31 protein-coding genes and 1 riboswitch are annotated in these 26,491 nt (G+C 45.4%); of the genes, 17 read left to right on the forward strand and 14 right to left on the reverse strand.

The annotated features are described in order from the left end of the window. The first annotated feature begins 29 nt into the window (after nt 1-29). From AB4503_RS24215 to AB4503_RS24230, 4 genes are all read left to right on the forward strand, one after another. Nucleotides 30-1,034, forward strand: coding sequence for an ornithine carbamoyltransferase (locus tag AB4503_RS24215; RefSeq protein WP_372115834.1), 1,005 nt, complete (start codon nt 30-32; stop codon nt 1,032-1,034). A 287-nt stretch (nt 1,035-1,321) separates the two neighbouring features. Next, on the forward strand, nt 1,322-2,251 hold the full coding sequence (gene pyrB / locus AB4503_RS24220; RefSeq protein ID WP_012604860.1) for an aspartate carbamoyltransferase: 930 nt from the start codon (nt 1,322-1,324) through the stop codon (nt 2,249-2,251). A gap of 12 nt (nt 2,252-2,263) precedes the next feature. Continuing rightward, nucleotides 2,264-2,725 carry an aspartate carbamoyltransferase regulatory subunit gene (pyrI, locus tag AB4503_RS24225; protein ID WP_017058927.1) on the forward strand — a complete coding sequence of 154 codons (462 nt, stop codon included), beginning with the start codon at nt 2,264-2,266 and terminating at the stop codon, nt 2,723-2,725. A 136-nt stretch (nt 2,726-2,861) separates the two neighbouring features. Continuing rightward, nucleotides 2,862-3,251 carry a RidA family protein gene (locus AB4503_RS24230; RefSeq protein ID WP_004735319.1) on the forward strand — a complete coding sequence of 130 codons (390 nt, stop codon included), beginning with the start codon at nt 2,862-2,864 and terminating at the stop codon, nt 3,249-3,251. Between the two features lie 124 nt (nt 3,252-3,375). On the opposite strand, the gene AB4503_RS24235 is transcribed toward AB4503_RS24230, so the two are convergent. The 8 genes from AB4503_RS24235 to mlaF form a co-directional block, all read right to left on the reverse strand. Beyond that, a complete protein-coding gene (locus AB4503_RS24235; RefSeq protein WP_372115835.1) occupies nt 3,376-4,101 on the reverse strand; it encodes a 1-acylglycerol-3-phosphate O-acyltransferase in 726 nt (241 codons plus the stop codon). Between the two features lie 152 nt (nt 4,102-4,253). Then, nucleotides 4,254-5,519, reverse strand: coding sequence for a UDP-N-acetylglucosamine 1-carboxyvinyltransferase (gene murA / locus AB4503_RS24240; RefSeq protein ID WP_017058925.1), 1,266 nt, complete (start codon nt 5,517-5,519; stop codon nt 4,254-4,256). 8 nt (nt 5,520-5,527) lie between these two features. Further along, nucleotides 5,528-5,782 carry a BolA family iron metabolism protein IbaG gene (ibaG, locus tag AB4503_RS24245; protein WP_017058924.1) on the reverse strand — a complete coding sequence of 85 codons (255 nt, stop codon included), beginning with the start codon at nt 5,780-5,782 and terminating at the stop codon, nt 5,528-5,530. Between the two features lie 13 nt (nt 5,783-5,795). Further along, a complete protein-coding gene (locus AB4503_RS24250) occupies nt 5,796-6,104 on the reverse strand; it encodes a lipid asymmetry maintenance protein MlaB (RefSeq protein ID WP_017058923.1) in 309 nt (102 codons plus the stop codon). Beyond that, on the reverse strand, nt 6,104-6,733 hold the full coding sequence (locus AB4503_RS24255; protein ID WP_120459707.1) for a phospholipid-binding protein MlaC: 630 nt from the start codon (nt 6,731-6,733) through the stop codon (nt 6,104-6,106). Before AB4503_RS24255 ends, AB4503_RS24250 begins: the two co-directional genes overlap by 1 nt. Before the next feature lie 52 nt (nt 6,734-6,785). Then, nucleotides 6,786-7,277: an outer membrane lipid asymmetry maintenance protein MlaD gene (gene mlaD, locus AB4503_RS24260; RefSeq protein ID WP_017058921.1), complete on the reverse strand. Its 492-nt coding sequence runs from the start codon at nt 7,275-7,277 to the stop codon at nt 6,786-6,788. Nucleotides 7,278-7,279: 2 nt separating this feature from the next. After that, entirely contained in the window at nt 7,280-8,059 is a 780-nt protein-coding gene (mlaE, locus tag AB4503_RS24265) for a lipid asymmetry maintenance ABC transporter permease subunit MlaE (protein ID WP_017058920.1), read from the reverse strand. A gap of 1 nt (nt 8,060) precedes the next feature. Next, complete coding sequence (gene mlaF, locus AB4503_RS24270) at nt 8,061-8,855, reverse strand: phospholipid ABC transporter ATP-binding protein MlaF (protein ID WP_017058919.1); 795 nt, start codon at nt 8,853-8,855, stop codon at nt 8,061-8,063. A gap of 264 nt (nt 8,856-9,119) precedes the next feature. Here mlaF and AB4503_RS24275 point away from each other — a divergent pair, with 264 nt between their 5' ends. From AB4503_RS24275 to mgtE, 12 genes are all read left to right on the forward strand, one after another. After that, nucleotides 9,120-10,085: a calcium/sodium antiporter gene (locus AB4503_RS24275; protein WP_017063737.1), complete on the forward strand. Its 966-nt coding sequence runs from the start codon at nt 9,120-9,122 to the stop codon at nt 10,083-10,085. 34 nt (nt 10,086-10,119) lie between these two features. Beyond that, nucleotides 10,120-11,091 (forward strand): arabinose-5-phosphate isomerase KdsD, encoded by a 972-nt coding sequence (kdsD, locus tag AB4503_RS24280; protein WP_017058917.1) that lies wholly within the window; start codon nt 10,120-10,122, stop codon nt 11,089-11,091. Next, nucleotides 11,091-11,648: a 3-deoxy-manno-octulosonate-8-phosphatase KdsC gene (gene kdsC / locus AB4503_RS24285; protein ID WP_017058916.1), complete on the forward strand. Its 558-nt coding sequence runs from the start codon at nt 11,091-11,093 to the stop codon at nt 11,646-11,648. Before kdsD ends, kdsC begins: the two co-directional genes overlap by 1 nt. Further along, entirely contained in the window at nt 11,645-12,208 is a 564-nt protein-coding gene (lptC, locus tag AB4503_RS24290) for an LPS export ABC transporter periplasmic protein LptC (RefSeq protein ID WP_017058915.1), read from the forward strand. Before kdsC ends, lptC begins: the two co-directional genes overlap by 4 nt. Then, nucleotides 12,189-12,683 carry a lipopolysaccharide transport periplasmic protein LptA gene (lptA, locus tag AB4503_RS24295; protein WP_017058914.1) on the forward strand — a complete coding sequence of 165 codons (495 nt, stop codon included), beginning with the start codon at nt 12,189-12,191 and terminating at the stop codon, nt 12,681-12,683. Before lptC ends, lptA begins: the two co-directional genes overlap by 20 nt. Before the next feature lie 2 nt (nt 12,684-12,685). Next, the gene (gene lptB / locus AB4503_RS24300) at nt 12,686-13,411 is read left to right on the forward strand and encodes an LPS export ABC transporter ATP-binding protein (RefSeq protein ID WP_004735304.1); all 726 of its coding nucleotides are present in this window, start codon (nt 12,686-12,688) and stop codon (nt 13,409-13,411) included. A 54-nt stretch (nt 13,412-13,465) separates the two neighbouring features. Beyond that, nucleotides 13,466-14,926 carry an RNA polymerase factor sigma-54 gene (locus AB4503_RS24305; RefSeq protein ID WP_017058913.1) on the forward strand — a complete coding sequence of 487 codons (1,461 nt, stop codon included), beginning with the start codon at nt 13,466-13,468 and terminating at the stop codon, nt 14,924-14,926. A gap of 62 nt (nt 14,927-14,988) precedes the next feature. Then, complete coding sequence (hpf, locus tag AB4503_RS24310; protein ID WP_009847742.1) at nt 14,989-15,276, forward strand: ribosome hibernation promoting factor; 288 nt, start codon at nt 14,989-14,991, stop codon at nt 15,274-15,276. 1 nt (nt 15,277) lies between these two features. After that, complete coding sequence (gene ptsN / locus AB4503_RS24315; RefSeq protein ID WP_004738707.1) at nt 15,278-15,739, forward strand: PTS IIA-like nitrogen regulatory protein PtsN; 462 nt, start codon at nt 15,278-15,280, stop codon at nt 15,737-15,739. A gap of 1 nt (nt 15,740) precedes the next feature. After that, nucleotides 15,741-16,610: an RNase adapter RapZ gene (gene rapZ / locus AB4503_RS24320; protein ID WP_372115836.1), complete on the forward strand. Its 870-nt coding sequence runs from the start codon at nt 15,741-15,743 to the stop codon at nt 16,608-16,610. Between the two features lie 2 nt (nt 16,611-16,612). Further along, nucleotides 16,613-16,888 carry an HPr family phosphocarrier protein gene (locus tag AB4503_RS24325; protein ID WP_017066670.1) on the forward strand — a complete coding sequence of 92 codons (276 nt, stop codon included), beginning with the start codon at nt 16,613-16,615 and terminating at the stop codon, nt 16,886-16,888. Nucleotides 16,889-17,036: 148 nt separating this feature from the next. Then, nucleotides 17,037-18,392, forward strand: coding sequence for a magnesium transporter (mgtE, locus tag AB4503_RS24330; protein WP_017058911.1), 1,356 nt, complete (start codon nt 17,037-17,039; stop codon nt 18,390-18,392). A gap of 96 nt (nt 18,393-18,488) precedes the next feature. Here the strand turns inward: mgtE and pmbA are convergent, their stop codons facing one another. Continuing rightward, entirely contained in the window at nt 18,489-19,832 is a 1,344-nt protein-coding gene (gene pmbA, locus AB4503_RS24335) for a metalloprotease PmbA (protein ID WP_171733234.1), read from the reverse strand. A 118-nt stretch (nt 19,833-19,950) separates the two neighbouring features. Between pmbA and yjgA the strand changes: the two genes are divergently transcribed. Continuing rightward, on the forward strand, nt 19,951-20,475 hold the full coding sequence (gene yjgA / locus AB4503_RS24340) for a ribosome biogenesis factor YjgA (RefSeq protein WP_017069408.1): 525 nt from the start codon (nt 19,951-19,953) through the stop codon (nt 20,473-20,475). Between the two features lie 123 nt (nt 20,476-20,598). Here the strand turns inward: yjgA and thiQ are convergent, their stop codons facing one another. From thiQ to mpl, 5 genes are all read right to left on the reverse strand, one after another. Then, a complete protein-coding gene (gene thiQ, locus AB4503_RS24345) occupies nt 20,599-21,303 on the reverse strand; it encodes a thiamine ABC transporter ATP-binding protein (protein ID WP_017058908.1) in 705 nt (234 codons plus the stop codon). Then, nucleotides 21,303-22,916: a thiamine/thiamine pyrophosphate ABC transporter permease ThiP gene (thiP, locus tag AB4503_RS24350; protein WP_136973684.1), complete on the reverse strand. Its 1,614-nt coding sequence runs from the start codon at nt 22,914-22,916 to the stop codon at nt 21,303-21,305. Before thiP ends, thiQ begins: the two co-directional genes overlap by 1 nt. A 91-nt stretch (nt 22,917-23,007) precedes the next feature. Then, nucleotides 23,008-24,000 (reverse strand): thiamine ABC transporter substrate binding subunit, encoded by a 993-nt coding sequence (thiB, locus tag AB4503_RS24355; protein ID WP_229647438.1) that lies wholly within the window; start codon nt 23,998-24,000, stop codon nt 23,008-23,010. A 53-nt stretch (nt 24,001-24,053) separates the two neighbouring features. Next, nucleotides 24,054-24,173: riboswitch (TPP riboswitch) on the reverse strand. A 43-nt stretch (nt 24,174-24,216) separates the two neighbouring features. Continuing rightward, on the reverse strand, nt 24,217-24,840 hold the full coding sequence (locus tag AB4503_RS24360; RefSeq protein ID WP_017058905.1) for a flavin prenyltransferase UbiX: 624 nt from the start codon (nt 24,838-24,840) through the stop codon (nt 24,217-24,219). 38 nt (nt 24,841-24,878) lie between these two features. After that, entirely contained in the window at nt 24,879-26,237 is a 1,359-nt protein-coding gene (mpl, locus tag AB4503_RS24365; RefSeq protein WP_065584318.1) for a UDP-N-acetylmuramate:L-alanyl-gamma-D-glutamyl-meso-diaminopimelate ligase, read from the reverse strand. Nucleotides 26,238-26,491: the final 254 nt, after the last annotated feature.

A 26,491-nucleotide genomic window follows, 5' to 3' on the forward strand; every position in this document is an offset into this window, starting at 1 on the left:
ATTGATTCTATATACGCAAGGAGCGAGAGATGGCCTTTAATCTTCGCAATCGTAACTTTCTAAAACTTCTCGACTTTACTCCTAAAGAGATTCAGTTTTTACTCGACCTGTCTGCTGACCTAAAAAAAGCTAAGTATGCAGGCACTGAGCAGAAGAAACTCAACGGCAAAAACATTGCTTTGATCTTCGAGAAAGCATCAACTCGAACACGATGTGCGTTTGAAGTGGCCGCCTTTGATCAAGGTGCTCAAGTCTCTTACCTTGGCCCTTCTGGTTCTCAGATTGGTCAAAAAGAATCAATGAAAGATACGGCGCGTGTATTGGGACGCATGTACGATGGCATTGAATATCGTGGCTTTGGCCAAAGTATCGTTGAAGACTTAGGCGCTTATGCGGGCGTGCCGGTTTGGAATGGTTTAACCGATGAGTTCCACCCTACTCAGATTTTGGCTGATTTCCTCACTATGCTTGAGCATGGTCGCGGAAAACATCTGCACCAAATCAGCTTTGCTTACCTAGGCGATGCACGCAATAACATGGGTAACTCTCTGTTAGTCGGAGCCGCGAAGATGGGCATGGATATTCGCCTTGTCGCGCCAAAAGCCTTTTGGCCAGAAGAGCAGCTTGTTGAAGAGTGCCAAGCTATCGCGCAAAGCACAGGTGCCAACATCACGCTGACAGAAGACGTTGCTGAAGGTGTTCAAGGCTGTGATTACCTATACACCGATGTTTGGGTTTCGATGGGCGAAGCCCCTGAAGCTTGGGACGAACGTGTAGCGGTAATGAAACCATACCAAGTGAATATGGATGTCATTAAGCTCACTGGCAATCCTCAAGTGAAATTCATGCACTGCCTACCCGCTTTCCATAACAATGAAACCGTGATCGGCCAGCAAGTCGCAGATAAGTATGGAATGAACGGTTTAGAAGTTACTGATGAAGTCTTTGAATCGGATTACTCAATTGTGTTTGATGAAGCTGAGAATCGCATGCATACCATCAAAGCGGTGATGGTTGCGACACTGGGTCAATAGCGAATACTGAAAGTAAACAAAAGCTTGATGTAATCGCTTGCGCTCACAAATTGAAAGCGTATAATTCTCGGCAATTTGTCTGAGAGTAGTGAAAATGACGCCAAGCAATGTTGTGATAAAACATAATGATATTGTGAAAACACATAGTAATATTGTGAAAACACCAAATATTGCTCGTAAGCTAAGATGCTTACCAGGCCGTCTATTCTGCTTTTCAGCACTTTTTTAAAGCCTCCCATTATGGGGGGCTTTTTTATGGCCAATACATTATTGTGGGGAAGAAGATCATGGCGAATTCGCTCTATCAAAAGCACATCATCTCAATTCCAGAGCTTTCTCGTGAAGAGCTAGAATTAATTGTTCAAACGGCAGGTCAGCTAAAGGCTGAGCCAAACCCAGAACTCATCAAGAACAAAGTTGTTGCCAGCTGCTTCTTCGAACCTTCTACGCGAACTCGTCTCTCTTTTGAAACTGCGATTCAACGCATCGGTGGTGATGTGATTGGTTTCGACAGTGGTGGTAACACTTCTTTGGCAAAGAAAGGCGAAACGCTAGCGGACTCGGTACAGGTTATCTCTTCATACGTTGACGCTTACGTGATGCGTCACCCTCAAGAAGGCGCAGCGCGTCTGGCTTCTGAGTTCTCAAACGGTGTTCCTGTTATTAACGCAGGTGACGGCGCAAACCAACACCCAACACAAACGTTATTAGACCTATTCTCTATAGCTGAGACACAAGGCCGCCTCGACAACCTAAACGTTGCATTCGTTGGTGACCTTAAGTACGGCCGTACGGTTCACTCATTGACTCAAGCACTAGCGAAGTTCGACAACATCTGTTTCTACTTCGTGGCTCCAGAAGCTCTAGCGATGCCAGACTACATTTGCGAAGAGCTTGATGAAGCGGGCATCAAGTACCAACTATTGACGGACATGGAAGATGTGATTCCTGAGCTCGATGTCTTGTACATGACTCGAGTTCAAAAAGAGCGCTTCGATGAGTCAGAATACGCGCACATAAAATCCGCATACATCCTGACCGCTTCGATGCTGGAAAATGCACGCGATAACCTGAAGGTTCTGCACCCTCTTCCTCGCGTTGATGAAATTACTGTCGATGTCGATAAAACACCTTACGCTTACTACTTCCAGCAAGCAGAGAATGGTGTTTACGCCCGTGAAGCATTGCTAGCCCTTGTTCTTAACGAAACGCTGTAGAGGAGAGATATAATGTCTAAAGAGACTCAATTAAAAGTTGAAGCAATCAGAAACGGTACTGTTATCGACCATATCCCAGCCAATATCGGGATCAAGGTTCTAAAACTGTTCGACATGCACAACTCTCATCAGCGCGTGACGATTGGCCTGAATCTACCGTCTTCTGCACTAGGCGGAAAAGACCTGCTCAAGATTGAGAATGTGTTTATCACAGAAGAACAGGCGAGCAAGCTGGCACTTTATGCGCCTCACGCAACAGTGAATCAAATCGAAGATTACGAAGTGGTTAAGAAACTACCACTAGAACTTCCTGAGCAAATCAACGATGTGTTCGAGTGTCCAAACACCAACTGTATTACTCACAATGAACCGGTTGAAAGTAGCTTTAAGATCTTTGAAAAGAAAGAAGATATTCGATTGAAGTGTAAGTATTGCGAAAAAGTCTTCTCTCGCGAGATCGTAACAGAAAGATAACGTCATACGGCAAAGCAGACCGAATGTAAAAACTATCAAATACCTCGCCTGTGCGGGGTATTTTGCGCTTTACCTATCCAAAGTTTGAAGGCACACTGAAAATTGATTTTTATCTAATAACTGATGGAATAAACCAATGACTAAAGTACTTCACACAGAATCTGCTCCAGCTGCAATCGGCCCATACGTACAAGGCGTTGACCTTGGCAACATGGTACTGACTTCTGGTCAAATCCCAGTAAACCCAGCAACTGGTGAAGTATCTGCTGATATCGCAGAGCAAGCTCGCCAATCTCTAGACAACGTTCAAGCGGTTGTTGAAGCTTCAGGCCTGACTGTAAAAGACATCGTAAAACTAACGGTATTCGTTAAAGACCTAAACGACTTCGGCACAGTAAACGAGGTTTACGGCAAATTCTTCGATGAGCACGGCGTTGCAAACTACCCTGCACGTTCATGTGTTGAAGTAGCTCGTCTACCAAAAGATGTAGGTATCGAGATCGAAGCTATTGCGGTTCGCAAATAGCTTTTAATCTCTAGATTAAACACCTTCGGATAAACGACTTAGCGTAATGCTGAGTGTTTATTAGATACAAAAAAGGTTGCCCCGTTGGCAACCTTTTTTATTGTTCATCGTTTCGCTTAGATAATTACTTTTTATTAAGCTCAACCACTTCTTTGTCTAACTCTTCAAGTTTCGCAGCCATCTGCTCACGAGCTAGGTTAGCCAGTTCACGAACATTAGACTTGTCGTAGCCTTCAGTGCTGATTGGTGGCAGCATTTCAACAATCACGTGACCATTGTTCCAACGGTTTAGCTTCACGCCACCGGTTGCGCTACACACGATAGGGATGATAGGCAAGCCAGCACCAATCGCAGCATGGAATGCACCTGTTTTGAATGGCAGCAGACCACGGCCACGAGAACGAGTGCCTTCAGGGAACATCCAAACTGAAACATCGCTCTCTTTTAGACTCGTCACGACCTGATCAATCGTACCTACCGCTTTGCTACGGTTAGCACGGTCAATTAGGATGTTACCCGTCAACCAGTAAAGCTGACCAAATAGAGGCATCCACACTAGGCTTTTCTTACCAACAGTTACCACTTTTGGCGTTACCGCTGATGAAATCGTGAATAGATCCCAGCTGTTTTGGTGGTTCGCCACATAAACATGTTGGCCGCGAGAGTAGGCATCTTCTGGGATGCGAAGCTCTAACTTCATGCCGAAGATCTTCGACATGCGACCGAAATAACGGCCAAAGGTAAATACGTGTTTCGGGTTGCGTGGACTTAATAGGCAGTAACCACAACCAAATACAAACATAAGAATCGCAAATATCGCCACTGCGAAAATACGTAATATTGCTATCATTTTGTTCCTCACCGACCGCCAAGTTGATTCATCTATTCGCGCAAAAATGAGCAATAGATTTACTCGCGGTAAATACAACTATAAAAAAGCCGAAACCAAGGTTCCGACTTTTATGTTTTCATCTTACTGATTCATGAATCCACTAACCTAGGTTAGTTCGACTCACTAAATCGTGTAATGTTTGCGCCTAAGGCTGACAATTTATCTTCAATCTTATCGTAGCCACGATCGATGTGATAAATACGGTCAACGATGGTTTCACCTTGAGCAATACAGCCAGCAATAACAAGGCTCGCAGATGCGCGAAGGTCCGTTGCCATTACTTGAGCGCCGCTCAGTTTTTCCGTTTCACCACAGATAGCCGTGTTACCTTCGATTTCCGCTTTTGCACCCATTCGCTGTAACTCAGGAATGTGCATAAAACGGTTTTCAAAGATAGTCTCAGTGATAACACCACTGCCCTTCGCCATCATGTTAAGCAGAGTAAACTGTGCTTGCATGTCGGTTGGGAAACCAGGGTGAGGTGCCGTTACGATTTTCACCGCTTTCAGTTCACGACCCGTCATATCAAGACTGATCCAGTCTTCGCCCGTTTCAACCTTCGCACCCGCTTCTTCAAGCTTCGCTAAGGCAGCTTCAAGAAGATGAGCGTTGGTGTTGCGACAAACCACTTTACCGCCAGAAACAGCAGCAGCAACCAGGAAAGTACCTGTTTCAATACGGTCAGCAACCACAGAGTGTTGGCCACCACCAAGACGTTCAACGCCTTCGATAGTAATCGTATCTGTACCTGCGCCAGAAATTTTAGCACCCAGTTTGTTTAGGAAGTCAGCCGTATCAACAATCTCAGGCTCACGCGCTGAGTTATCGAGTACTGTTGTTCCTTCCGCTAGCGTTGCTGCACACATGATAGTAATGGTGGCACCCACACTTACTTTATCCATCACGATGTGCGCGCCTTTCAGACGGCCATCAACACTTGCTTTCACATAACCATCTTCCAACTTAATGGTCGCACCTAGTTGCTCTAGGCCGTGGATATGCAGATCAACAGGTCGAGCACCAATTGCACAACCGCCTGGAAGTGACACTTGGCCTTCACCAAAACGAGCGACTAGAGGACCTAAAGCCCAGATAGAAGCACGCATTGTTTTCACTAAATCGTAAGGCGCACAAAATTCATTAATTTCGCTGCCATCAACATGAACACTACCATTACGCGATACTTTTGCGCCTAAACGCTTAAGCAGTTCCATCGTAGTATCGATGTCACGTAGGTGAGGAACGTTACTTACTTCCACTGGCTCTTCAGCAAGAATTGAAGCAAATAAGATAGGTAGCGCTGCATTTTTTGCGCCTGAGATCGTCACTTCACCGCTTAGCGGCTTATCCGATCCAATAACTCGAAACTTTTCCATCATAAACCTTAAAGTGACATCAGTTTCTTATCACGTTCCCACTCTTCCGGCGTGAAAGCCTTAATAGAAAGAGCATGGATGTCATTGCGTTGAATGTATTCCATTAGTGGGCCGTAGATTAGTTGCTGCTTCTTAACTCGATTCATGCCGTCAAAACATGGATCAACCGCAACAACTTCGTAATGACTGCCTTCCCCTTTCACGAAAATTTCCTGAAGGTTCAGTGCTTCTGCTAATAATTCTTGTACTTTTGTGCTGTCCACAAATAGCTCCTGCCTAATTTTTTATGTGTTCTGCCATCATTGGCTGGATATTGCTCAATTGGAACAACGTTCGTAATTGTTCTGGCACGAAACTGAGCATTATATGACAGTTTTGATTTTTTGCATGCTCTAATAAGTGAATTAGCATCACCATTCCTGCTGAATCGACTCGATTTATATGGCTAAGGTCAATTTCAACGCTCGATTCCGTCGTTTGCCACTTTTCCAATATACGCCAGATTGCAGGGACACTGTCTCGGTCTAAATCACCGAACAGTTGATACTCTTTAGAGCTTAGTGCTTGCCATTGAGAATGGCTCATTATTTGTTACTCTCAAAACGAATCGGTTGTGCGGCTAATTTCTCTAGTTCGTCTGCAACTTGTAAGATGCCTTCTTGACGAATCTTAGTATTCCACTCCGATTGCTTGCTCGACAACAAGCTAATACCTTCGGCAACCATATCAAATGCTTTCCACTCGCCAGATTTCTTGTCTTTGCGAAGCTTAAATTCAAGCTTAATGTTTGGTCGCGGCGTATCGATGATGTCGACCTTGATACTGGTAATGCGGCTATCCGCTTTGATTTTTGGTTCTGGACCAAATTCAATCGTCTGATCTGTGTATTGAGTCAGCACTTGAGCATAAGAAGAAACAAGGTATTTACGGAATGAATCGATAAACACGCCCACGTCTTTTCTATCCGCGCCTTTCAAGTTTGGTCCAAGTAACTTAAGAGCTGCATATTGTGCATTCACATAAGGCATCAACTCTTCTTCCACGATGACCTTCAATAACTCTGGATCTTGGTGGATGTTGTCTTGTTCACTCTTCAAACGCTCAAATGCCACTTCGGCAACTTGAGTCATCATCTGGTAAGGCTGAGTACGGTCAATCGATTCTGCAGCAAAGGCTTGGGTAGAAATAAGCAACGCCATTGCCGCCATAAACATTGATTTCAAGTAACCAATAGCTTTTAAATAACTAATAGTTTTCAACATTATCTTATTCCTTAGCTTCGCTGTCATTAGAACCACCAACGCTATACAGCACTTGGCCAATCAAATCTTCTAGTACCAATGCTGACTTAGTGTCTTCAATTGAATCACCATCGACCAACATCTCTTCATCATCAAAAATGAAGCCTGGAACCAGACTAATGTACTGCTCACCAATTAAGCCAGATGTCAAAATTTGAGCACTAGAGGTATCTGGAAATTGTGAGTACTTCCCGTCAATAGACAGTTCAACGACAGGAAGGTAGCTCTCGGTATCAAGCTCAATGCTTTTAACTCGTCCAACAACGACGCCACCCACTTTCACTGGAGAACGAACTTTTAGGCTGCCAATGTTGTCAAAGGTCGCTTTTAGATTGTAAGTATGGTTCGAACCTATGCCTTTTACGTCAGCGACTTGAAAGATCATGATTAAGATTGCGCAAATTCCGGCAATAACAAAGGTGCCGACCCATAATTCTAATTTTCGAGTTTGTTGCATGATTAATTCCCAAACATCAATGCGGTAAGAACAAAATCTAGCCCTAGTACCGCTAGAGAAGAGTGCACTACAGTGCGTGTGGTTGCCTGACTGATACCTTCTGAAGTCGGTACTGCGTCATAACCATTGAAAAGTGCGATCCAAGTTACGGTGATAGCGAAGACCATACATTTGATCATGCTGTTACCAATATCTCGGCCAAGTTCTACTGAAGACTGCATCGCAGACCAGAAACTGCCGTGATCAATGCCTTTCCAATCAACACCAACCAGTTGACCGCCCCAAATACCTACCGCCATAAAAATCATAGCAAGCAATGGCATTGAGATAAGCCCGGCCCAAAGACGTGGTGCAATAATGCGTTTAAGAGGGTCAACGGCCATCATCTCAAGGCTTGAGATCTGCTCTGTTGCCTTCATTAACCCAATCTCTGCCGTGAGTGCTGAACCGGCTCGACCTGCAAATAATAACGCAGTCACCACAGGCCCCAACTCACGCAACAGTGAAAGCGCGACCATTTGACCAAGGTTTCCCTCAGCGCCGTAGTCAATTAACACGACATAGCCCTGCAGGCTGAGCACCATGCCGATAAACAGACCCGAAACTAAAATAATAGCCAATGACTGAACGCCAACGCTATAAAGTTGTTTTACTAATAAGGGGAAGTTTTTTAGTCGCGGGATGCCAAACAAAGCCCCAAATAACATCAGGCTTGCTCGACCAAATGACTCACAGCTCGCAAGTGTACGCTTACCGACACCCGCAATAGTTTTAACAATCATATTAAAACAAATCCTTTTCTAAGCTCTTCGCAGGGAATCTAAATGGTACTGGACCATCGGCTTCGCCTTGCAAAAATTGCTGCACTCTCGGATCGCTATTGTTGTACAACTCATCAGGTGTTCCAGCGGCAATAATCTTGCTATCTGCCATGAGGTAAACCCAATCAGCAATACTCATCACCTCTGGCACATCGTGAGAAACAACAATCGAGGTTAAGCCCAAGGCTTGATTGAGATTTCGTATCAATTCAACCAATACGCCCATGGTGATGGGATCTTGGCCAACAAACGGCTCATCGTACATGATAAGTTCTGGATCCAGTGCGATTGCGCGCGCCAGTGCGGCACGCCTAGCCATTCCGCCAGACAACTCACTCGGCATCAATTGCGCAGCACCACGTAATCCTACCGCTTCAAGCTTAAGTAATACGATGGTACGAATGAATTTTTCATTAAGTTCAGTGTGCTCTCGCAGCGGAAACGCCACATTATCAAAGACATTGAGATCCGTAAAAAGCGCACCCGATTGGAATAGCATGCTCATTTTCTTACGTGCTTGATATAGCTTTCGACGTGATAATGCAGGGATATTGTCACCATCAAACCAAACTTCGCCTTCATCTGGCGGCAGTTGCCCACCGATCAAACGCAGTAAAGTCGTTTTGCCGATCCCAGACGGCCCCATGATGGCGGTTATCTTGCCTTGAGGCACCTCTAAACTGATGTCATCAAAGATAACGCGGTCACCGCGTGAGAAGCTGAGGTTCTTAACTTTCACAAGCTCAGTGTTCAACATATTTTTGTTGTTTCCTTGCTTTAAAAAACGCCAATTATGGCTGCAATAATAATGAGTCTACTTTAGAATTAAAAGCACTGTTCAATTAATTCATATTAAACAGGAATCTATGCAGGGATTTGAAAGCATTAGGAAATTATCTATTGATCTCTCTTTCTTGCCTGCTAACTGGTAATTAATTTGCCGAGTGACTTCCCTTTTATCTAGCAACAGGTCAAAATTAGCGGTTAATTCTCCGTTTTTATTAATTTTTTAGGAATCATCATGCTTGAAGCGATTGCGTTTCTTATTATCGGTCTAGGTTTTTTGGTGTGGAGTGCAGATAAGCTGGTTTACGGTGCCGCTGCTCTTGCTCGCAACTTCGGTATTTCACCACTAGTTATCGGTATGACGATCTTAGCAATGGGGTCTTCGGCTCCTGAAATGATGGTTTCTGCGACAGCAGCCCTTGATGGCAAAACAGATACAGCTGTAGGCAACGTACTGGGCTCTAACATCGCCAACATCGCGCTGATTTTAGGTATTACAGCCCTTATCAAGCCGTTATCGATTAGCTCAGGCGTGATTCGTCGTGAACTACCATTAATGATCGGTGTCACTCTGCTAGCGGGCGCCCTATTGTGGGATAACCATTTAGGCTTCTATGAAGGCGTGTTGTTGTTTGTTCTTTTTGCCGCGTTTTTGTTTGCTATGTTGCAAATCAGCCGCAGCGAGAAAAAGAACGGCGATGCTTTCCTTGATGAGCAAGAATCAGAGATCCCTGAAGGCGTAAGTAACCCTAAGGCTGCAATGTGGGTCGTGATTGGTCTAATCGTCCTACCTTTAGCTGCTGATATGCTGGTAGATAACGCTGTGATCATCGCGAAGTTCTTCGGCATGAGCGACCTTGTCATTGGTTTAACCATCATTGCTGTTGGTACTAGCCTTCCTGAACTTGCAGCATCACTAGCCGGCGTTATGAAGGGTGAAGATGATATGGCTGTAGGTAATATCATTGGTTCAAACGTATTCAACATCCTTGCTGTTATGGGTATCCCGGGCATCCTAAACCCTTCGATCTTGAGCGAGTTCGCTATGGGTCGTGACTTCTGGGTAATGCTAGGCGTATCGCTACTACTTGTTGTGATGGCACTAGGAAAATCTCGTAGTGTGAATCGTATTGAAGGCGGCGTGTTAATTGTGACGTTCGTGGCCTACCAAAGTTACCTATTAATGAACATGTCGGCTTAATTGTTGATTTAACTTCCCGTACTTGGAGTATTTGATGTCTCAGCCATTTGATTACCGCAGCGTTGCAAAACAAGTTTTGGAAACCGAAGTTGCAGGTCTCACTCAATTAGACCAATATTTTAATGATGATTTTTGTAAAGCTTGCGACCTTATCCTGAACAACAAAGGCAAAGTCGTTGTGATGGGCATGGGTAAATCAGGCCACATTGGCAACAAAATCGCAGCAACATTGGCAAGTACCGGGACATCGGCTTTCTTTGTTCACCCAGGCGAAGCGGCGCATGGCGACTTAGGCATGATCGAACCTGGTGATATTGTGATTGCAATATCCAACTCCGGCGAATCGGGAGAAATCCTCAGCCTATTTCCTGTGTTAAAGCGTCTGAGCATCAAGATCATCAGCATGACAGGCAAGCCAGCATCAAACATGGCAACCCTGTCTGATATCCATTTACAAATTTCAGTACCGGAAGAAGCTTGTCCGCTGGGCTTAGCACCAACAACAAGCACCACGGCGACTTTGGTCATGGGTGATGCATTAGCCGTTGCACTTTTGCAGGCTCGAGGCTTCACCGCTCAAGACTTTGCCCTTTCTCATCCTGGTGGCGCTTTAGGTCGTCAGCTGCTGTTGAAGCTCGACGACATCATGCACACAGGCGATTCACTTCCTGTTGTAGCACCCGACGCACTAGTAAGAGACGCTCTACTAGAGATATCTCAGAAAGGCTTAGGCATGACAGCAATCGTTGGTGAAGATGGCCAAATGGCCGGTATTTTTACCGATGGTGATTTACGCCGTATCTTAGACAAACGCGTTGATATCCATAACACGCAGATCGGTGATGTGATGACGCTAAACCCGACGGTAGCCGAGCCAAACATGCTCGCGGTTGAGGGCTTAAACTTGATGCAAGCGAAGAGCATCAATGGCCTGATGTTATGCCAAGAAGGTAAATTAGTCGGAGCGTTAAACATGCATGACTTACTGAAAGCAGGAGTAATGTAATGACACAGACAGTCGAAACTCTATACGGCACTGTTAATTCAGATGTATTTGCAATTGCAAAAGAGATCAAACTGCTGATTTGCGATGTCGATGGTGTCTTCTCTGATGGTCGCATCTACATGGGCAACAACGGTGAAGAGCTGAAAACCTTCCACACTCGTGACGGTTACGGTATCAAATCACTGATGAACGCAGGCATTGAAATCGCGATCATCACGGGTCGCAAATCTCAAATTGTTGAGAATCGTATGACCGCTCTAGGCATTAAGCTGATTTATCAAGGTCAAGACGATAAAGTTAAGGCATACCAAGATATTTGCGATAAGCTTTCTGTAAACCCTGAAAATACAGGTTACATCGGAGACGATCTGATTGACTGGCCTGTAATGGAAAAAGTTGGCTTGAAGGTCTGTGTGGCAGATGGGCACCCGCTACTTGCAAAGCGTGCAAACTACGTGACAACCATTAACGGTGGTCATGGCGCGGTACGTGAAGTCTGTGACCTTATTTTACAAGCAAGAAATGAACTCGACGTGCATAAAGGTTTAAGCATATGAGTTTTACTCGTATTATCTATTTAATACTCATATTTATTGCCTCTTGGTCGACCTATTACTTGTACGACAAAGAGCAAACATCAACGATACAAGTGGCTCCAAATTTGGAGCTGCCCGCGTTTAGTGGCAAAAGCCTGAACAACATTAGCTACGACGAAAGCGGTATTCGCAGCTATCAGGTTGAATCGACGTATTTAGAACACTACTCAGTAGTTGGCGATACGCACTTTCAAAACCCAGTTCTTTCGGTATTCCGTGAAGGGCACACGATTGAATGGCAAGTCACCGCTGATCGCGCGATTATGGATGAGAATCAAGTTGTCACGTTTTATGACAACGTCGTGGCAAAGAACCTGTTGCCAGAAGCCAGCTTCGATACAATGACCACAGATAAAATGGTTGTTGAGCTGCCTAGCCGAGATTTTTATTCAGAGACTCCGGTCCATATGATCGGTACATTTTTTGAAACTGAGGGACAAGCAATGAAAGGTAACTTCGGTACCAACAATGCAATCCTCTTTAATTCTGTTCAAGGTAGATATGAAACTCTTACACCTTAGTTTATTCGCTTTGACCCTTGCGGCACCTAATGTCTATGCTCTGTCTTCGGATAGTGAGCAACCTGTCTACATTGACTCAGACAGCCAGCAATTGGATATGAAAAGTAACCAAGTGACTTTCCTTGGTGATGTGAACCTTAAACAAGGCAGCATCAATATCAATGCCGATAAGGTTATTGTTACTCGTAACGCCGTAAACGGTGAGATTGAAGAAATTCAAGGCTTCGGTAAGCCAGCAACCTTCTCTCAGCTTACTGACGACGGTAAGACACTCTACGGTGAAGCTGACGACCTGCACTACCAGCTTGTTGCCGACCGACTGATCATGACTAAGAATGCGATGTTATCTCAAGATGGCAGCATCATTCGCGGTTCTAAGATCACTTACCAGATCGGTTCTCAGAAATTAGTCGCTGACAGTGGTGAAAACAAACGAGTGTCAACGGTTTTACAACCAACGGAAGTGAATAAGTAACGATGGCTGTTCTTAAAGCAAAAAACCTAGCGAAAACCTACAGTAAACGTAAGGTTGTTACCGATGTAAGCTTACAGGTAGAGTCAGGCCAGATCGTCGGTCTGCTTGGGCCTAACGGTGCAGGTAAAACCACATCTTTCTATATGATTGTTGGTTTGGTGGCGCGTGATGAAGGTACCATCAGCATTGATGACCGAGACATCAGTATCTTACCAATGCACAGCCGCTCTCGTCTTGGTATCGGTTACCTGCCTCAAGAAGCATCGATTTTCCGTAAGTTGTCCGTAGAGAACAACATCATGGCGGTTTTACAAACCCGTGATGAAATGACCAACGAACAACGCCAAGATAAGCTGGAAGACCTGCTAGAAGAGTTCCACATCCAACATATCCGCACCAGCAATGGTATGGCTCTGTCGGGTGGTGAGCGTCGTCGTGTAGAGATTGCTCGTGCACTAGCAGCAAACCCGCAGTTCATTCTATTGGATGAACCATTCGCCGGTGTTGACCCGATCTCAGTAATCGATATCAAAAAAATCATTGTTCACCTGCGTGATCGCGGCTTGGGCGTTTTGATTACCGACCACAACGTTCGTGAAACATTAGACGTGTGTGAAAAAGCTTACATCGTAAGCCAAGGACACCTGATCGCTGAGGGTACTCCTGAAGATGTTCTCAATAACGAACAAGTTAAACAAGTTTATCTAGGCGAACAATTCCGTCTATGATTATATAGAGAGTATCGAGAGTTCTAAGAATAATAACTAGGTAAGTCACACTGAATGAAACCCTCATTACAACTTAAGCTAGGCCAACAGTTAGCAATGACTCCTCAATTGCAGCAAGCGATTCGTTTGTTGCAATTGTCTACTTTAGATTTGCAGCAAGAGATTCAAGAAGCACTTGAATCTAACCCACTACTCGATGTCGAAGAAGGCAATGAAGATACGCCAACATCGGAAGAAAAACCTAGCAGTGACGAAAAAGAAACTGTTGAAGCCACAGAGCAAGACTTACCTGATAGCTCAGACTTAATCGAAAAATCAGAGATTGGCAACGAACTAGAAATCGACACAACTTGGGAAGACGTCTACAGCGCGAACACCGGTAACACGGGTATTGCGATTGATGACGACATGCCGGTTTATCAAGGCGAAACCACTCAAAGCCTGCACGATTACCTACTTTGGCAACTCGACTTAACGCCATTCACTGACACCGACCGAAGCATCGCTTTTGCATTAATCGATGCCATCGACGACTACGGCTACCTCACTGTAACTTGTGAAGACATCCTTGAAAACTTCGACAATGAAGAGATCGAGCTTGATGAAATTGAAGCGGTACGTAAACGAATTCAGCAGTTTGATCCGCTAGGTGTCGGTTCAGTCAACCTGCAAGATTGCTTGTTACTGCAACTGGCAACCTTTCCCCAAGATACGCCTTGGCTTAACGAAGCTAAGTTAGTACTTACTAGCCATATCGACCAACTCGGCAATCGCGATTACAAACTGGTTATCAAAGAGACCAAGTTGAAAGAAGCAGAACTACGTGAAGTTTTGCAACTGATTCAACAGCTGGACCCTCGTCCTGGCAGTAAGATTACTCCGGATGAAACTGAGTATGTGGTTCCAGATGTATCTGTCTTCAAAGACCTTGGCAAATGGTTAGTGACCATTAACCCTGATAGCGTGCCTAAGTTGAAAGTGAATCAGCAGTACGCTGATCTGGGCAGTAAAGGCAACAGCGCCGACAATCAATACATCCGCTCAAATTTGCAAGAAGCAAAGTGGTTAATTAAAAGCCTAGAGAGCCGAAATGAGACGCTACTCAAAGTTGCGCGATGCATTGTTGAACATCAGCGTGATTTCTTCGAACATGGCGAAGAAGCGATGAAGCCAATGGTTCTTAATGATGTTGCGTTAGCTGTTGATATGCACGAATCCACGATCTCTCGTGTGACGACTCAAAAATTCATGCATACGCCACGTGGCATCTTCGAGCTCAAATACTTTTTCTCAAGCCATGTCAGCACTGACAATGGCGGTGAATGTTCATCTACAGCAATTCGCGCACTCATCAAGAAGCTTGTCGCAGCGGAAAATACCGCGAAGCCTCTAAGTGATAGTAAGATTGCTGCTTTACTGGCTGACCAAGGAATTCAGGTAGCTAGACGTACCATAGCGAAATACCGTGAGTCTCTGGGCATTGCCCCATCGAGTCAGCGTAAACGCCTGCTATAAGCTCATTTAGTCGCTAGTTACTTAGCAACTATGATCAGGCAACCAACTGAAAAGGAAAGTCTATGCAAATCAATATTCAAGGCCATCACGTTGATCTTACCGATTCAATGCAAGACTATGTTCACACCAAATTCGACAAACTTGAGCGCTTCTTTGATCATATCAATAGCGTTCAGGTTGTTTTAAAAGTTGAGAAAATCAATCAAATCGCAGAAGCTACCCTGCATATAAATCAGGGGGAAATCCATGCGACAGCAACAGATGAAAGCATGTATGCCGCGATTGATTCATTGGTTGATAAACTCGTCCGCCAACTCAACAAGCACAAAGAAAAGCTAAGTAGTCACTAACATGCAATTAAGCGAAGTACTTTCATTGGACTGCACCAAAAGTGCAGTCCAATGCACAAGCAAAAAAAGAGCCCTTGAGCTCATCAGCCAGATAGCAGCTGAGAGCTGCGGTCAAGATTCAACAGAGCTATTTGAGTGTATGTTGAGCCGTGAGAAGATGGGCAGTACCGGTATTGGTAATGGTATCGCGATTCCCCATGCTCGTATGAATGTCAGTGATAAAGCGATAGCTGTATTACTGCAATGCCAAGATCCTATCGAATTTGATGCGATTGATAATCGTCCTGTCGACCTACTATTTGCCCTGCTTGTTCCTAGCGAACAATGCAAAGAGCATCTAAAAACCCTTTCTTGTATGGCAGAACGACTAAACGACAAGCAGACTCTTAAACAGCTGCGTAATGCTCAGAGCGATCAAGAGCTTTACGACATCATGATTCAAGTGCCAACTTGCGAGCAATAACATGCGATTAATCGTGGTTAGTGGCCAATCAGGGGCCGGTAAAAGTGTTGCGTTACGAGTCCTAGAAGACTTGGGGTATTACTGTGTCGATAATCTACCAGTAAACCTGCTCAACAACTTTGTCGAATCGGTACGCGAAAGCAACCAAAACGTTGCGGTAAGTATTGATATACGTAACCTACCGAAAGAGCCTCAGTTAGTCACCGACACGCTCGAGCAACTCGAGTCAGCTACAAACATCGATGTTGATGTATTGTTCCTCGATGCCAGCAAGCAGACACTCCTTAAGCGCTACAGCGAAACCCGCAGAATCCACCCTTTATCAATTGGCCAAGAAAAGCTCTCTCTTGAGCAAGCGATTGATTTAGAGAAGACACTTCTGACACCTCTAGCAGAGCAAGCCAGCATTGTGATTGATAGCAGTGACTGCAACCTCTACGAGTTGAGTGAAAAAGTGCGCTTTAAAGTCGAAGGCAAAGAGAAGCAAGAGCTGATCATCGTCTTTCAATCTTTCGGTTTTAAGTATGGCTTGCCAAGTGATGCCGACTACGTGTTTGATGTTCGCTTTTTGCCGAACCCTCACTGGGAACCTGCACTACGACCACTAACCGGGCTAGATGCACCAATTCACTCCTTTCTAGAAGAACACTCAGAAGTTCTGGAACTCAAGCAACAGATCCAAGGCTTTGTTGAACAGTGGTTACCAATGTTAGAGAAGAACAATCGCAGTTACCTAACGGTCGCGATTGGCTGTACTGGCGGCAAACACCGCTCGGTTTATCTAACCCAGAAAATTGGTGAGTACTTTGAGCAACTTGGCCATCAAGTTCAAATCAGACACGCCTCCCTAGAGAAGCACCAACAGGGCTAACCATGGAATTAACTCGAACTGTACTGATCCAAAATCGCTTGGGTCTTCACGCTAGAGCAGCCGTAAAGTTGGTTGAGCTTGCACAAAGCTTTGATGCAACCATCACTATCCATAGCGAAGAAGATAAAACAGCAACAGCAGACAGCGTAATGGGGTTACTTATGCTGGAATCAGCGCAAGGGCAACATATTACGATTCAAGCTGCAGGTACCGATTCACAGCAAGCACTGGATGCCGTCTGTCATCTCATTGAAGACAAGTTTGATGAGGGTGAGTAGCGAAAACGCTTCACTCACAACGCCTAAGACTCAAACAACGAACCAACCAATATTAAATCTTAGTTCTATCTAAGTTTATGATTTAAATAAGCCCCAGAATTAAGTTACTATTCCAACCATTGTTAGAATAATGAGATAGGAGGAAAATATGGCAGAGCAATTAGAATTCGACCAAGCTCACCAAACCCTCCAAGAAGTCAGCGAAGCCCTAGAAAACGGCCGATTTGTTCACGTACGCCGACAACTTCAGGACATGGAGCCTGAAGATATTGCACACCTTTTAGAAGCCTCCCCTCGCAAAAGTCGTGACGTACTCTGGCAACTCACCGATCCTGAAGACTACGGTGAAATTCTTGATGAACTAAACGAAGACGTCAAAGATGCTCTTGTGTCGAAAATGGCACCTGAGACCTTGGCAGAAGCAACCGAAGGTATGGAAACCGATGACGTCGCGTACGTACTTCGAAGCCTACCCGACGATGTTTCTCGCGAAGTCCTTTCTCAAATGGACTCCGTCGATCGTGCATTAGTTGAAACTGCCCTGTCGTACCCTGAAGATTCAGCGGGTGCGATCATGAACACCGACGTAATCACGATTCGTGGTGATGTCGATGTTGACGTTGTATTGCGCTACATGCGTATGCGTGGCGAACTGCCGGATGCAACTGATGCTCTGTATGTTATTGATGAAGAAGAACGTCTTATCGGTAACCTATCACTTACCACGCTAGTAACGACTCAACCTGATGTCCCTGTTTCAGAAGTGATGGATGATGCCGACGAAGCGATCGCGGTAGAAACCAGTGCGTCAGATATCGCGAGCCTGTTTGAACGTCGTAACTGGGTTTCTGCGCCTGTCATCGATAGTAACCAGCACCTTGTTGGTCGTATCACCATCGATGACGTGGTTGATGTTATCCGTGAAGATGCCGAACACTCAATGATGAGTATGGCGGGTATGGACGATGACGAAGATACCTTCGCACCGGTCGTAAAATCTGCTCGTCGTCGTAGTGTGTGGCTTGGTGCTAACGTACTCGCAGCACTGGCGGCAGCATCTGTATCAAACATGTTTGAAGCAACGCTCGATCAAATGGCAGCGATTGCGGTTCTGATGACTATCGTGCCTTCGATGGGGGGGGTTGCGGGTAACCAAACCGTTGCTCTGGTGATTCGTGGTTTGGCACTCGGTCATATCGGTGACAGTAACAAACGCGAACTGCTACTCAAAGAGGCAGCCATCGGCTTCCTAAACGGCGTTCTATGGGCCGTTATCATTGGTGGTATCGTGGTGGCTTGGAAAGGTAACTGGATACTGGGAGGCATCATCTCAGCGGCGATGATGACCAACTTGATTGTCGCAGGTATTGCTGGTGTAACTATCCCAGTGATGTTGAAGAAGATGAATATCGATCCAGCCCTTGCTGGCGGTATGGCACTGACCACAGTAACCGATGTTATTGGCCTATCGGTGTTCCTAGGCTTAGCGACCATACTGATCTAGTTAGCATAAGCAGTTAGCCAATTTTTGGCGAAATACAGAAAACAAAAAGGGAGCCACGGCTCCCTTTTTTAATTCATCAGATTCGCTTTAATTGAATTACTCACCCGCGACTTTCATCGACTCAAGCAGGATAGAACCCGTTTGAATTTGCGAACGTGTTTCTACGTCGTTACCCACAGCAACAATCTGAGTAAACATGTCTTTTAGGTTACCTGCGATTGTTACTTCTGATACTGGGTATTGGATCTCTCCGTTTTCAACCCAGAAACCTGCAGCGCCACGTGAATAATCACCCGTTACGGTGTTTACGCCTTGGCCCATCACTTCAGTGACTAGGAAGCCAGTACCCAACTCTTTTAGCATCTGCTCAAAGTTTTGACCGGTCGATTTAACGAACCAGTTATGAATACCACCAGCATGACCGGTTGGCGTCATATCCATCTTACGTGCGGCATAGCTCGTTAGTAGGTAAGTTGCTAGCACACCGTCAGTGATGATTTCACGATCTTGAGTGAACACACCTTCGCTATCAAATGGGCTTGAAGCCAAACCACGTAGGATGTGAGGACGCTCAGAGATATTGAACCAATCAGGTAGGATTTTCTGACCTAAATGATCCAATAAGAAAGATGACTTACGGTAAAGGTTGCCGCCACTGATCGCCATCACAAGGTGACCGATAAGACCTGTCGCAACATCGTTAGCGAACATAATTGGGTATTGGCCTGTTGGTAGCTTTTTCGCATCCAAGCGGCTAATCGTCTTTTCTGCAGCTTCCTGACCTACACGCTCAGGCGTCCACAGTTCGTCACGGTGACGTGCAACGGTGTAGCTGTAGTCACGTTCCATTTCACCATTAGCGCCTTGTCCAATCACGCAGCAGCTCGTGCTATGACGGCTTGAAGCGTAGCTGGCTAGTAAGCCATGACTGTTACCGTAAACCTTAACACCGTAGTGACTGTCGTAGCTCGCGCCATCACTCTGTTTGATCTTATCGCTATAAGCGAGCGCTTGCTTCTCAGCTGCAATCGCAATCTCAGCGGCATAGTCAGGGTTAGGCTCGTCAGGGTGGAAAAGATCCAAGTCTGGAATTTCTTTTACCATGTATTCTTTTGCTGCAGGACCTGAAAACGGGTCTTCAGATGTGTACTGAGCGATATCAAGCGCGGCTGCTACCGTTTGAGCAATCGCCTTCTCACTCAGGTCAGATGTAGATGCGCTGCCTTTTTTCTGGCCGCGATAAACAGTAATACCAAGTGCACCATCACTATTAAATTCAACGTTTTCCACTTCACACATACGTGTTGAAACACTTAAACCCGTTGACTTAGTAATAGCAACTTCAGCGGCGTCGGCACTCACAGAGGCCATGTCCAACGCTTTTGCTACTGCGGCTTCTAGCTCAACTCTTTGCTGGGCGACTTGCTGTTTTACATCCATATCTATTCTAATTTTGTAGGTCAATATTACGTAGGATAACAAGAATTTCGCTTTCTCCCCAAGATTCTTGCTAAAATAGGCAATATATTCGTTTGAGATAGTGACATAGGCAGAAAAGATGGCTCGCAAAAACCAAAAAGCCCCATGGGAACCAGAAGAAGAAATCATCTGGGTAAGTAAGACAGAAATGAAAACCGACATGGAAGCGCTACAAAAACTGGGGGAAGAACTTGTTTCCCTGAAGCCTTCTGTATTAGACAAGTTTCCTCTGTCTGAAGATTTGGCACAAGCGATTAAAGATGCACAACGCTTTAAAAATGAAGCGAAGCGCCGTCAACTTCAATACATTGGTAAAGTAATGCGCAATGTTGATCCTGAGCCAATTCAAGCGGCTTTGGATAAAGTACGTAACAAGCACTCGCAAGCAACCGCTGAACTGCACAAGCTTGAGCAACTGCGTGATCGCGTTGTTGCTGAAGGCGATGCTGCCATTTCAGAAGTCATGGACATGTACCCTGAAGCAGACCGTCAGCGTCTTCGTCAGCTAGCTCGCCAAGCTAACAAAGAGAAATCAGCGAACAAGCCAGCAAAGGCTTCTCGTGAAATCTTCCAAATCTTAAAAGAGCTAAAGCTAGAAGACTAATCTTTGTCGCTTTATTCTGTAAGACAATAAAAGACCTAGCGCATGCTAGGTCTTTTTGTTTTTGACGCACTCGATATCAAGAAGCACTCAATATCAATAAATACTCACAGGAGTGATGAGTCGTCACTCACCCGCTTTAACAAATGAGCTTAATTCTGTCTGCGGATGATCCGCCGTCAGTGCCTCTATCGAGTCTTCAACCAACACCTTACCTAGCGCCACAAACACAAACTTATTCGCGATACTGCGTGCGTCACCTAAATGGTGAGTCACCATCAAGACCGTAATATTTCGCTCTGCCGCTAATCGCTTCACTAAGCTAAGCATCTCTTCACGCAGCAAAGGGTCAAGCGCAGAGAAAGGTTCATCAAGCAGCCAAATATCATGAGGTTGGACAAAACAACGCGCTAACGCGACACGCTGGCGTTGACCACCGGATAAGTGCTCAGGCAATCTATCCAAATACTCTGCAACACCTACTTGTGCGGCTGCTTGCTCAACTTTGAGCTTTTGGGTTGCCGTAAGCTTTAATCCCGGGTGCAGACCTAAACCAATATTTTCACGTACCGTGAGATGGGCAAACAGGTTGTGCTCTTGAAACAACATCGCCAACGGACGCTGATGTGCTTCTTTACCAATAAGCGACTGCCCAGCCACTGATATCTCACCCGATGTAGGCTCGATGAAACCAGCAACTAGCGCCAACAGTGTAGACTTACCCGCACCACTCGGCCCCATAAGCGCAACAATATCGCCCTGCTCAGCTTGAAAATCAAAGCTAAACAACTCTCTGTGATAATGGTAATCCACATCTTTCATCACTAACATCATCGGTTCCTTAATTCTTTAGCATCGAGCTTAGATCTTCGAGTAAATAAGAATTCTATTAAGCTAAAACTGCCGACACTCAGTAACAGTAAGCTCACAGAAACTACCGCCGCAGCTTCCATTTGATAACTGCCTAACAATTGGAATAGGTACAAAGGCAGAGTTCTAAAATCTTGGCTACCAAACAAAGCAATCGCGCTTAAGTCACCCATCGCCAACATAAAGCTAATCGAGAAGGCTTGCGCCATCGGCTTACGCAGTGCTCGCCACTCCACTAACCTAAAACGCGTGAAACCTGTCATTCCCAAGCTTGCACACACATACTGATACTGCTGAGACAAATGCAGCATAGGTTGAGCTAGGGTTTTAATTACGTAAGGCAGCGCCATTAAGCTGTTGACGGCAATCACGATAAAGAAAGCTAAACTAAAGACATCGGTGAATGAACGCAGTAATAAGAAGATCCCCGTACTGATCACCAGCCCCGGAGTCACTAAGATAATAGTGCCAATCAGCTCGATTTTATCGGCTCGAAAATTCTTGTTCTGTAAACGCCATGCTCGGCTAGTCAGCAGTATGGCGATACCAATACCAACTGCGATAACACTTGCTAATGACGCGACTTTAACCGAGGTAATTAACGCCGCCCAAAACGGCTCGCTGCTGAGTACGGTTAATGCCTGCGAGTTAATTCCACTGACGATAACCATAGCTAATGGCGGCAATACCAGCATTGAGACTATTATGATCCAAAAGCTATCCCAAGCTTTTGACCACCAGCTGTCCTTAACCAAATATTTCTCTTCAGACAACTGACTGGCCGTCACTGAAATAGGTTTCGATAGCCGTTGAATGCTCACTGCTAGCACACCACACAGCAGCATTTGCCATATCGCGAGCAAGGCACCAGCTTGAAGGTCAAAGTCGAATTTAATCGCCTGATAAATAGCGAGTTCGATAGTGGTTGATTTAGGTCCACCGCCTAGTGCCATCACGGTAGCAAAGCTGGTAAAACACAGCATGAAGACTAAGCCACACACATGAGGCAATTGCTGTCTTAAACGTGGCCATTCAACCCATCTGAATTTGTTCCAATGACTCATACCCAAATGAGCACAAAGCTTGTGTTGCTCGGCAGGCACGGTATCTAACGCTTGTAAAAGTAAGCGACTGGCATAAGGCAAGTTAAAGAAAACGTGCGCCAGCAAAATACCATTCAATCCGTATATGGAAAATGGCAATTCAATATCGAAGCTCGCCAAAAACTTAGCTAACCAACCACTATTGCCATAGATCGCAAGTAAGCCAAATACGCCCACTAACACAGGCAGGACTAAGGTCGACGCGAACAGCCTTAACAACAAAGCGCGTCCAAAAAATTGCCTACGACACAGCGCATGAGCAATAGGTATAGCAAAGCCAACACTCAGCACTGTTGAGAGTGTCGCTTGATAAAAGCTGAATTTCGTTACATGCCAATAGTAAGGATCGGACCATACTTGGCTGATATCAAGAGAAGGGGCATTGCTAAGCAATGCCCCAACTGCTGAAACCACGAAGGCAGTAATGAGTATCGCTACCCAAATCCCAACCTTAGGTGTTTTCTTTATCATAGATTGTTTTTTACCGTAAATGGTTCGCTCAGTTAACATCGAACAAACCTTTAAATACAGAAAGTTAGAAAGCTAATTTTTTAAAAGCAAATTAAAAAGTAAGTGCACTCTGCCATTCACGAATCCATGGCTTACGCTTCTCGGCGATCTCTTCTGAGCTAAAGCTCAGCGCTTTCTGAGGAACCGTAAGTTGCTCAAACCCTTTTGGTAACTCAACATCCGTCACTGGGTACATCCAGTTACCTGTTGGCATCGCCGTTTGGAATTCATCACTTAGGATAAACGCCATAAACTCATCAGCAAGTTTCTCGTTCTTACTGCCTTTAACCTTGGCAGCCACTTCCACTTGAGTGTAATGCCCTTCTTCAAAGCTTGCCGCTGCGTACTTAGAATCGCTCTCAGCAATAATGTGGTAAGCAGGAGACGTTGTGTAAGACAAGACTAAATCCGACTCGCCTTCTAGGAACATTGAGTAAGCTTCAGACCAGCCTTTGGTTACAGTCACTGTTTTCTGAGCAAGCTTCTTCCATGCTGCTGTCGCTTCATCACCGTATACTGATTTCATCCAAAGCATCATGCCTTGGCCTGGTGTTGATGTACGTGGATCTTGGTAGATGACCTTAAGATCATCACGCTGCTCAACCAGTTCTTTCAAGCTCTTCGGCGGGTTTTCCAGTTTCTCTTTATTGTAAACAAAAGCAAAGTAGCCAAAGTCATAGGGTACAAAAGTGCTGTCGTTCCAACCATTAGGAAGCGTTACCGATGACGTATCAACATTATGCTCAGCCAATAAGCCCGTCGCTTTCGCTTCAGCCATTAGGTTGTTGTCTAGGCCTAATACGATGTCAGCTTTGCTGTTGCCGCCTTCGAGACGCAAGCGGTTAAGAATAGACACGCCATCTTCAAGCGCGACAAAGTTCACATCACAACCACACTTCTCTTCGAATGCTTTTTCAACGGCAGGACGAGGGCCCCAATCCGCAGCAAAAGAGTCATAGGTGTATACAGTCAAAGTGTTGTCTGCAGCAAAGGCAGAAAAAGAAATAGCTGTAGTAACAGCAAGGGTAGTTAATGTGAATTTCACTGGACGCTCTCCATGGTCTGAGCGGCACAGGTTTGAGGGAGGAGAACGGTAGAGGTTGTTCCTAACTCAATTCCTACGCCAGCATTATCTGGTTCAGGTTTACGGGTCCCAAGCACCTGCTTGATCTCAGCTCGCATTCATTATTTGAATGGTTCGCTCCCCGATGAGTGCTCAGAATTGTAATTTGATTTTTAACAATAAGCTATCAAGTTTGGATCAATTACGTTGATCGTAACCCCAACGTGGCACTAAACCTTGTTCGATACCAAGGTGATCTAGAATACGCGCCACCATAAAGTCGACCAGTTCTTCAATTGACTTAGGTTGATGATAAAAACCCGGGGCTGCAGGCATGATCGTCACGCCCATGGTCGAAAGCTTATGCATGTTCTCTAGATGAAGCGTCGAAAATGGCGTCTCACGAACCACCAACAACAGCTGTCCTCGCTCTTTCATGACTACGTCTGCTGCTCGCTCAATCAGGTTATCAGACAATCCATGTGCAATCGAAGCCAAGCTTCCCGCGGAACATGGACAAACGACCATCTGCTTCGGTGCAGCTGAACCAGAGGCAACCGGCGAGAACCAATCATCTTTGCCACACACCACCAGCTTTTCAGGGTCGCAGCCAAGATGTTTAACCAAAGCTTGTTTCGCCGCATCTGGCCCAGCAGGTAACTTAAGTTCATGCTCGGTCGCCAATACCACTCGCGCTGCCGATGAAATCAGCAAGTAGACCTGATAGTCGGCTGCCAAAAGGCATTCAAGTAAACGCAGGCCATAAGGCGCACCAGATGCGCCAGTGAAAGCAAGGGTTATCGCTTTATCGTGTTTTGTCATGTTCTCAATTACTTCAAATTATAAGGTCGTGGATGCCGTTAGCCTTTGAGTGCCAATCCATCCAACAGTTTTTGATGAATGCCACCAAAGCCACCATTACTCATTACCAAAATTTGGTCGCCAGCTTGTGCCTCTGAGACAATTTTAGCAACGAATGCATCCATGTCATCACTCACGTGTGCCGGTTGGTGACAAGCGTCTGCAACATCTTGAACTGACCAATCAATGTTATCCGGTTGGAATAAGTAGGTAGAATCCGCCTGCTTCAACGAATCAGCCAGTATTTCTTTGTGCACACCACGTTTCATGGTGGCAGAACGAGGCTCTAAAACGGCAATGATTTTCTTAGTGTCGACCTTATTACGTAATCCCCCGAGCGTAAGTTCAATCGCCGTTGGATGATGAGCAAAATCGTCATAAACAGACACACCTGCCACCTCGCCTTTAAACTCCAAACGGCGCTTAGTATTAATAAAGGTAGCTAGTGATTCACAAGCAAGGTCAGGTGTCACGCCCACATGACGTGCAGCTGCAATCGCCATCAAAGCATTATTTACGTTGTGGTCGCCCACTAAATCCCAATTTACGGTTCCAACACATTCATTTTGGAAGTAAACCTCAAATTGAGAGCCATCTTTGACCAGTTTCTTGGCATCCCAGTCGCCTTGCTCGCCACTCGATTCAGTTTCACTCCAGCAACCGCGAGCTAGAACATCTTCAATAGCGCTGTCTTGCTTAGGTGAGAAAATGCGACCATTGCTTGGCACAGTACGCACCAAATGATGAAATTGTCGCTTAATCGCTTCAAGATCGTCAAAGATGTCCGCATGATCAAACTCTAGGTTATTCATCACTAAGGTTCTTGGGTGGTAATGAACGAACTTAGATCGTTTATCGAAAAAAGCACTGTCGTATTCGTCGGCTTCTACCACGAAGAACATGCTTTCACCAAGGCGAGCAGAGATACCAAAGTTACCCAACACTCCGCCAACTAAGAAGCCCGGTGCATAGCCACAGTCTTCCAAGATCCAAGCCAACATGCTTGATGTCGTGGTCTTACCGTGCGTTCCCGATACCGCTAACACCCAACGGTCATGCAGTAAGAACTCTTGCAACCACTGAGGACCAGAGGTGTATCTAAGGTTGTTATCCAACACATACTCAACACACGGATTACCGCGGCTCATTGCGTTACCGATAACCACGAGATCTGGCCTTGGTTCTAATTGGCTAGGGTCGAACCCTTCAATAATTTCAATCCCTTGTGATTCCAACAAGGTGCTCATTGGTGGGTAAACATTCGCGTCACTACCCGTAACCTTGTGACCTAATTGACGAGCCAATACCGCAGCACCACCCATGAAGGTGCCACAAATTCCTAAGATATGAATATGCATAAATTGCTTCCAAACGCTTGGCTAAATAAACAGTGCCTAATTAAAACGGCTTGCACTCATTATCATTAAATGGCGATTAAAAGCGAGCGGCAATGCAAAACAAATTGAGTCGACATAGTAAGTGAGATCTGTGTCGCTTAGTTCATTACCATTAAAAAGATCTAACCTTTAGAATTTAGGTAAGCGTCTAGATGAATAAAGCCCACTCAAGAGGCCGAATCTACAGTGCTCAAATCCCCCCTAATATTGAGAGA

Origin of the sequence: Vibrio sp. 10N.222.55.B11, from assembly GCF_041473705.1 — a bacterium.
Taxonomy (GTDB): domain Bacteria; phylum Pseudomonadota; class Gammaproteobacteria; order Enterobacterales; family Vibrionaceae; genus Vibrio; species Vibrio crassostreae_C.